Annotated in this window: 7 protein-coding genes and 1 pseudogene; 4 read left to right on the top strand and 4 right to left on the bottom strand. The window is 48.6% G+C overall.

What is annotated here, in order from left to right:
- The 4 genes and pseudogenes from K4A83_RS22930 to hetR all read right to left on the bottom strand — a co-directional run.
- Window positions 1-86: pseudogene (locus K4A83_RS22930) on the bottom strand (transposase); the annotation flags it as partial.
- Between the two features lie 428 nt (window positions 87-514).
- Window positions 515-1,123: a L,D-transpeptidase gene (locus K4A83_RS01810; protein WP_265262669.1), complete on the bottom strand. Its 609-nt coding sequence runs from the start codon at window positions 1,121-1,123 to the stop codon at window positions 515-517.
- Window positions 1,123-1,710: a L,D-transpeptidase gene (locus K4A83_RS01805; protein WP_407809782.1), complete on the bottom strand. Its 588-nt coding sequence runs from the start codon at window positions 1,708-1,710 to the stop codon at window positions 1,123-1,125. Before K4A83_RS01805 ends, K4A83_RS01810 begins: the two co-directional genes overlap by 1 nt.
- A 159-nt stretch (window positions 1,711-1,869) precedes the next feature.
- Window positions 1,870-2,769: a heterocyst differentiation master regulator HetR gene (hetR, locus tag K4A83_RS01800; protein ID WP_265262666.1), complete on the bottom strand. Its 900-nt coding sequence runs from the start codon at window positions 2,767-2,769 to the stop codon at window positions 1,870-1,872.
- Window positions 2,770-3,371: 602 nt separating this feature from the next.
- Here hetR and nagA point away from each other — a divergent pair.
- The 4 genes from nagA to K4A83_RS01780 all read left to right on the top strand — a co-directional run bounded on the left by nagA (window position 3,372) and on the right by K4A83_RS01780 (window position 7,098).
- Window positions 3,372-4,517, top strand: coding sequence for an N-acetylglucosamine-6-phosphate deacetylase (gene nagA / locus K4A83_RS01795; RefSeq protein WP_407809781.1), 1,146 nt, complete (start codon window positions 3,372-3,374; stop codon window positions 4,515-4,517).
- 213 nt (window positions 4,518-4,730) lie between these two features.
- The gene (locus K4A83_RS01790) at window positions 4,731-5,438 is read left to right on the top strand and encodes a Crp/Fnr family transcriptional regulator (RefSeq protein ID WP_265262664.1); all 708 of its coding nucleotides are present in this window, start codon (window positions 4,731-4,733) and stop codon (window positions 5,436-5,438) included.
- 45 nt (window positions 5,439-5,483) lie between these two features.
- Window positions 5,484-6,377: a polysaccharide deacetylase family protein gene (locus tag K4A83_RS01785; protein ID WP_265262663.1), complete on the top strand. Its 894-nt coding sequence runs from the start codon at window positions 5,484-5,486 to the stop codon at window positions 6,375-6,377.
- Window positions 6,289-7,098: a TlyA family RNA methyltransferase gene (locus K4A83_RS01780; protein WP_407809777.1), complete on the top strand. Its 810-nt coding sequence runs from the start codon at window positions 6,289-6,291 to the stop codon at window positions 7,096-7,098. Before K4A83_RS01785 ends, K4A83_RS01780 begins: the two co-directional genes overlap by 89 nt.
- The last annotated feature ends 58 nt before the right edge of the window (window positions 7,099-7,156 follow it).

Genomic DNA, 7,156 nt, shown 5'->3' with positions numbered 1-7,156 from the left:
CTGATGAATTGAACTGTGCGAATGGCATCATCAATGGCAGTAGACTGATTTGGTTTTAATACTGCTTTCATTTCCAAGACAATCATTGTTTATCGACCTCAAACAACTAGATGTATACTAACATATAGCTAGTCCTAATGAGACGTGAACTCTGGGCTATTGTCCTATGTCGATTCCAGGCGAGCCTTTTTTGCACGACTCAGATAGGTTCGCTATATACAGCACAAATTGTCATGCTAAGAGTGATCCCTGAGCCTTAGTTAAAGAGTCGTGCTTCGCTGTTTCTATACTGGTCGGGTTTCATCCCGTCGGTAAAACCGAGGGTCTTCACCCGACATTGCAGATAAAGGAGGAGGGCTGAATCATCAATTTTGCATTCATCGTTAACCTCAGAGACACTGTTATGCCGTAATTGGGCTTCTTCGGGGGAAATACTGGGAGGAAGTTTTAAGGTTTGTTTTATTTTTTTGGCAACAGGGAGTAGGGAATCGATTACGGCTTCCCCAGCTTAGGGTTACTCAACAATGACCACAGTTCCCACTTTCACCTTTTCAAATAAAGCGGCAATATCGGAATTTCTCATGCGCACACAACCATGAGAAACCGCTTGACCGATTAACTCCTCTTGGGGGGTGCCATGAAAACCAATGGCGTTTTCTCCATCGGTCCAGAAACCAATCCAGTGACTTCCTAGGGGATTATCGGGACCGGGGGGGACTCGCTCCCGAGTAAAGGGATGTTCCCAAACCGGATTAACGACTTTTTGCTGGACTTCAAACTGTCCCTTCGGAGTTTCCCACCCTTGACGACCAATAGCCACCGGGTAACTCACGACTAACTCATCCCCCAGATAATAGTACACCCGGCGATCGCGCAATCTTAAGACCAAACGCCCCGGAATCTCATGGGGTAGGAAACGGGAGGATTCCCCTAAAGTGGGAACATCAAAGGGGAGCATCTCCGACAACACCCCCATTGGGGAGGGAGTAGAAGCGGCCGCCATGCCTCCCTGTCCGAATAAAACACAGAGAATCGCCCCAGTCAGACATCGCCCGATTAACCGAGAGGCTAAAGTCTGAACTGGAGCGAGTTGATAGGTTTTAAAATCAAACACAGTCCACATTACGGCTCAACAATCACTTTGGTTCCCATTTTAACTTGCTCAAATAGGGCTACCACATCATGATTAAACATCCGTACACACCCGTTAGAAGCGGCATGACCAATGGAATTGACCGTAGGGGTGCCATGAAACCCAATAATCCCATTGGACATATTCGCAAAGCCAATCCAACGCACACCTAAAGCACTATTGGGGCCAGGTTGGGTAACTTGTCCAGTCCAAGGATTTTGCCAGATGGGATTTTCAACCATTTGGAACACTTCAAAAGTCCCGGTGGGGGTGGGAGTACGAGAAGTGCCGATAGCGACGGGATAACTAGCTTTCCGTTCTTCCCCTTGATACACATAGACCCGACGTTCCCGTAAACGCAGAACTAGGTGAACTTCGAGTTCATTGGGTAGATAACGATCAGGATTGCCCAGTCCGGGGACATCTAAATAGGCTACAGAACTGAGGGCGGATGAGTAAGTTCCGGGGGAACTAGAAGCGTTCATCTGGGTTTGATAGCCCAATAAACAGATTAATGCTCCGGCTGACCCCAACAGGAGACTCTGAGCAAGATGAGTATTTTTCACCCAAGTTAACATTTGTTGCATCCTCACCCGAACTAAAATACAGCGACTTTGAATAAGAAGATGCTTCATATTATAGAAAAAGTTTCCCAACCCGAGGCTAGAAAATAAATCTTTACTTGAAATTCATAAATTGATAATTGATAATTAATTTCTCTACCGCATTCACTAGTCCTAGTCTTCCTTGTCGCCGAAAATCATCTGGAGAATCATGGGAGTCCCACCCTTTTTGTGGTACTTGTCCGCCCAAGCCCGGATCACTTGATCTAGTTCCGCTTTAGCAGATTCTAAGTCTTCGGGGTAAACATCCAACTCTTCTAAAACCCGCATCACTTGGGGTTTGCGTTCCGCCCAATCCCGCATCATGCGGAAGAAACGGGCGGTATCTTCCACCATCACGTAGGTGCGTTCTTCGTCTTCGGCGGGGGAGTAGGTGGGACGAGTGAGAGCATAGTAAGGGAGGCCCCAGGGATTATCAATGCGCATGACGGTTCCGGCATAGATTAAACGGCGCTTGATGTGTTCGGCGAGGGCTTCACTCATGGGCATTTTGCGGTCTTCGGGCAGGTCTTCTTGCGATCGCAAATGCAGATAATCGATTAACTCAAAAAACTGGAAGGAGTTGATTAACTGAGCATCGGGGATATGGGGGGGCAGTTTTTCTTCTAGATAGTCCCGGTGTTCAGGTTCAAGGGATCCTAACACAATGCGCGATCGCCCCGGTTGCCACGGATACTTTTCCAGCCACACATAGGGAAACTGAATCAAGTAGCGAGGTTCTTGGGACCCCAACATTTTGAGTAATTTCCCCTCGGTGAGTGCTTGGCGGACTTCGTTCACAATCACCCGAACCCGTTTAGGTTCAATATGGTGTAAATGCCCGGTCATGCGGACATTTTCCCCTTGTTCAATATAGGTGGTGTAAATGGCGCATTTGGCCGCCGTTGCCGCCGCATCCAAAAAAGCCCCGTGGCGGTGTCCACTGGTGCGCATTGCACTAAAGGCTAAATAAAACATGATCTGATCCATCGCGCTGGGGCTGAGGGTTTTGATCAGATCAAGATCACTCTTCATATTGCAATTAATCGAATTACTAGGGGTGAACTATTCTTTCGGTAGAGAGACTGAGTGTTAGGAGAAGCCTTCAGGCTGGTTTGATGGTCAACCCACAAATCCAAAGCATCTAGAAAAATTAGAATTGGGCGACTTAAGCCTGCCCGGTCATATTTTCTCTTACCCTTTGAATCAGTTGTCATATCCTAACAGGTCTAGTTCCAAGCACCCTAATTTGACGTTCCTTCGTGAGACTGGTCTTCTTCAGACTGGAAGGATTCTTGGTTCAACGACTTGCCACAAGACTAATAGACTCTGGACCGTAGATTCTATCAGATTCCAGTTCATCCCCCCAAGCGTATAAGTTCGGGTACGTCCTACCCTACTGGATTGCACACACTGGGTCAACCTCGCTGGACTGACTGCCGTCCAGTTGCTTTTCATTATACGCGATTTTGTTGGGTGAACGACCCTCTCCCTAGGGCTTGGTCTTGAGAATTGATAATTAATGATTAATAATTGTTCCCTATTCCCTATTCCCTGACCTTGATAAGATTGGTCAGGGAGTGGAGGAGTATGTCACAATGGTTGTCATTCTGAAGGGATTATTAATCATTTGCATGGTGTACGCCTTAACTCACTGCACGATTTACACCGGATTTGAAGAATTGCACCATTCGGCTGTTCTGATTGAGGGCGATCGCATTCTCGATGTCATTCCCCAAGCCGATATCCCCCCAACTTGCCCCCAGATTGACTTACAAGGCAATTTGCTCACGGCCGGATTTATAGATTTACAACTCAATGGTTGTGGGGGGGTGATGTTTAATGATGACATTAGTCTGCAAACAGTGGAAACCATGCACCACACCAACTTAAGAAGCGGCACCACCAGCTTTTTACCCACCCTGATCACCGCCTCAGATCAAGATATGTTAGAAGCCATCGCTGTAGGTCAAGATGGTCGCCGTCATTACCCCTACAATGTGTTAGGCCTTCACCTAGAAGGCCCCTATTTAAACCCCAAACGGAAAGGAATTCACAATGGGGCTTATATTCGTCCCCCCGATGCCCAAATAGTGAGGAAAATTGCCCAAGGGGGAGGGGATACCGTGCGCATCCTCACCCTCGCCCCGGAATGTGTAGACCCTTCTATCATTGCCCAATTAGCCGATGGGGGCGTGATTGTCTCGGCCGGGCATAGTGAAGCATCTTATGAGCAAGCTAAGGCCGGATTTGCGGCTGGGGTGGCAATGGTGACTCATTTGTTTAATGCCATGACCCCTTGGCTGGGGCGGAGTCCGGGCTTAGTGGGGGCAACATTAGGCGATCGCAATGTTTACGCCGGAATAATTGCCGATGGTCACCATGTTCATTTCGGCTCCATTGAATTAGTTCAGCGTATCCTAAAAGATCGTCTGATTTTAGTCAGCGATGCCACCCCCCCCGTCGGCACAACTATGACCTCCTTCCAGATTGGGGGACAAGAGGTCTTTTATCGCGACGGGAAATGTATCTCAGCCGATGGCACATTAGGAGGCTCCGCCTTAACCTTAATCGAGGCCATCCGCAATTGTGTTCAACATCTCGACCTGACCCTAGCCGAAGCCTTCCGCATGGCTTCCCTCTACCCAGCGCGCTTGTTAGGGATGGATTCAGAATTAGGTATCATTGCTCCGAGTGCGATCGCCAACTTAACCGTCATCAACCAAGCCCTAGAAGTCGTGGGAGTTGTAGACCAAGGCCACTGGTTAGATTTTGGTCTATGATTCAGATATACAGTAAAGTGGGGTTGGGTGTGATCCTCACTATAAAACGCGAATCCGAGAAATCTCGGAGGGGAAGCCTATACTGACCCGACAGAGAAGTGTGGGAGTACGTCACTAATTAGCGCATAATAACTGTGTGGACTCTCTCATTGCTTGTCATGCTAGAGCAAATAGAAGTAGGACACCGTTAAACCAACAACTGACTCATGTCTGATGGAAGACCGATTCAACGCTCGCGACCCGAATCCGAACGTCCAACAACTGATAGACACGGCCCCGTTTTTTGTCGGATTGCCCGATGATGCCCTAGAAAAAGCCACCTGTCACGCTGTCACCCGAACTCACCCAGCGAATCAGGTAATCTTACTCGAAAACGATTGGGGCGGATCTGTCTACTTTATTCTGGATGGTTGGGTCAAAATTCGGACATACAATCTAGATGGCAAAGAAGTCACCCTGAACATCATTGGCAAGGGTGAACTTTTTGGTGAAATGGCTGCCCTAGATGAAGTGCCGCGTTCAACGGATGTGATTACCTTAACCTCAACCAAGATTAGCAGTGTTCCCGCTCAAGATTTTGTGGAATTAATCCACACCGAACCCCTTGCTGGTGTGCGTTTAGCCCAACTCATGGCCACTCGTCTCCGTCAGGTCAACCGACGACTCCGCCTCAGAGAAGCCGATAGTATGTCTCGGGTAGCGGATACGTTACTATTTTTGGCAGAAGGTCAGGGCAAAAAAGCCAAGCAAGGACTAGAAATCCCCAACTTACCCCATCGGGAGTTAAGCAGTTTAAGCGGTTTAGCCCGGGAAACCGTGACGCGGGTTTTAACCAAGTTGGAAAAGAAAGGCTTAATCAAACGAGAGCATGACATTTTGCGCATTCCGGACACTCAAGCCTTAGAACGGACTATTTCTTAGAAAGAATAGGGTGTCCGGTGTAGAGAATTGTTAGGGGAGGTGACGGTGAAATATTCCGGGAGAAAACCCTTTAAAGTCCATGCTTGGGGGATTGGGCTGTTGATTTTAGGCGGCATATTGGCGGTGCTGTGGTTGTCCTCCCTCACGGCGTTGGCCTATCTTCCGATTCGCCCTCTGGTGGGGGGAGAAGGGTATGTCATTCCCCCAATGGCTCGGGGGCAAATTATCCGACAGGTTGAGCTACCCGATTCAGAAAAGGCGATCGCACTCACCTTTGATGATGGCCCCACTCCCCAGTTAACCGCACCCATTCTAGACATTCTGCAAACCTATCACGTCCCCGCCACCTTTTTCTGGGTAGGGCAAAATGTCCAACGGTTTCCCGCCTTAGTAGAAAAAGCCGCCCGGGCTGGTCATACCCTTGGCAATCATACCTGGCACCATCCGACGGGACTCCTAACCCCCTTTCGAGCCACTCAAGAAGTAGAATCTACCCGACGAGTCATTTATCAAACCATTGGTCGTAAAACCCCCTGGTTTCGTCCCCCCTTTGGTCATCTCCACAACGGTCTAGTCTCCTATGCCCGCAGCCAAAACGATACAATTATCTTGTGGTCCGTAGATTCTGAAGACTGGCGCGTTAAGAACTTTTCTGTTGCCCAAATGGTCGAGCAAGTCCTGTCCAATATTAAACCGGGGGCGATTGTCCTATTCCATGACGGGCGAGGCTCTCGGCTACTCTCCCCGACCCAGAATCTCCCCCCAATCGTCCAAGCCCTCCCCTTGATCCTAGAAGCCCTTCACCAACAGGGCTATCATTTTGTTACTGTTCCCCAACTTCTCCAACTCCGTGAGCAAACAACGTCTAGACCTTCTGCTAGTGGAACGTCAACTCTGTTCCTCCCGCCAACAAGCCCAGCGCCTCATCCGGGCGGGTGAAGTAAAAGTCAATGATCAAGTCGTTGATAAACCTGGAACCGAGTTCCCCCCTACCGTCACCCTTAACTTAAAAGAAAAACTCCCCTACGTTTCACGGGGGGGCGAAAAACTCGCCAAAGCCCTACAAATATTTGCCATTGAAGTACAAAACCGCACCTGTCTTGACGGTGGCATTTCAACCGGAGGATTTACTGATTGTTTACTCCAGGCGGGGGCAAAACAAGTCTATGGGGTGGATGTCGGCTATGGACAAGTCGCTTGGACTATACGTCAAGATCCCCGCGTTATCCTTAAAGAACGCACCAATCTAAGGTATTTAACCCCAGAAGACCTCTATGGAGAAGCCACCCCCGCCGATTTAGGGGTGGCCGATGTCTCATTTATTTCCCTCTGTAAGGTCTTGCCCCCTCTCTGGCAATTATTAAGCCCTCCTCGGGAGTTGGTGTTATTAGTAAAACCCCAGTTTGAGGTCGGACGGGAAAAGGTGGGAAAAAAGGGAGTTGTCCGAGATCCCAAAGACCACGCCCAAGCAATTTTACAGGTGATGAATACTGCGAAAACCTTGGGCTGGAGTCCCCATGGTCTAACAGGTTCTCCCATTACTGGCCCGGCGGGGAATGTAGAATATTTACTCTGGTTAAAAATGGGAGAAACTCAAGGTGTTTGGGAGTTAGAGCAAGTTCAAGACCTGACGGCTTCCACTGTAGCAGAATTCCGATAATTAATTAATAATTAATTCTTGATAATTGTTGATTATTCCCTATTCCCTATTTTCTGAA

Source organism: Spirulina subsalsa FACHB-351 (assembly GCF_026130165.1).
Classification (GTDB): domain Bacteria; phylum Cyanobacteriota; class Cyanobacteriia; order Cyanobacteriales; family Spirulinaceae; genus Spirulina_A; species Spirulina_A subsalsa_A.
The sequence above is the reverse complement of the archived record's forward strand: the minus strand, read 5'-3'. Positions and strand labels throughout refer to the sequence as shown.

Bases quoted from the DNA above. Each gene is read 5' to 3' on its own strand.
- hetR (WP_265262666.1), bottom strand. From the start codon at position 2,769: ATGAAGAGTGATCTTGATCTGATCAAAACCCTCAGCCCCAGCGCGATG.
- K4A83_RS01790 (WP_265262664.1), top strand. From the start codon at position 4,731: ATGGAAGACCGATTCAACGCTCGCGACCCGAATCCGAACGTCCAACAA.
- K4A83_RS01810 (WP_265262669.1), bottom strand. From the start codon at position 1,123: ATGTGGACTGTGTTTGATTTTAAAACCTATCAACTCGCTCCAGTTCAG.
- K4A83_RS01805 (WP_407809782.1), bottom strand. From the start codon at position 1,710: ATGTTAACTTGGGTGAAAAATACTCATCTTGCTCAGAGTCTCCTGTTG.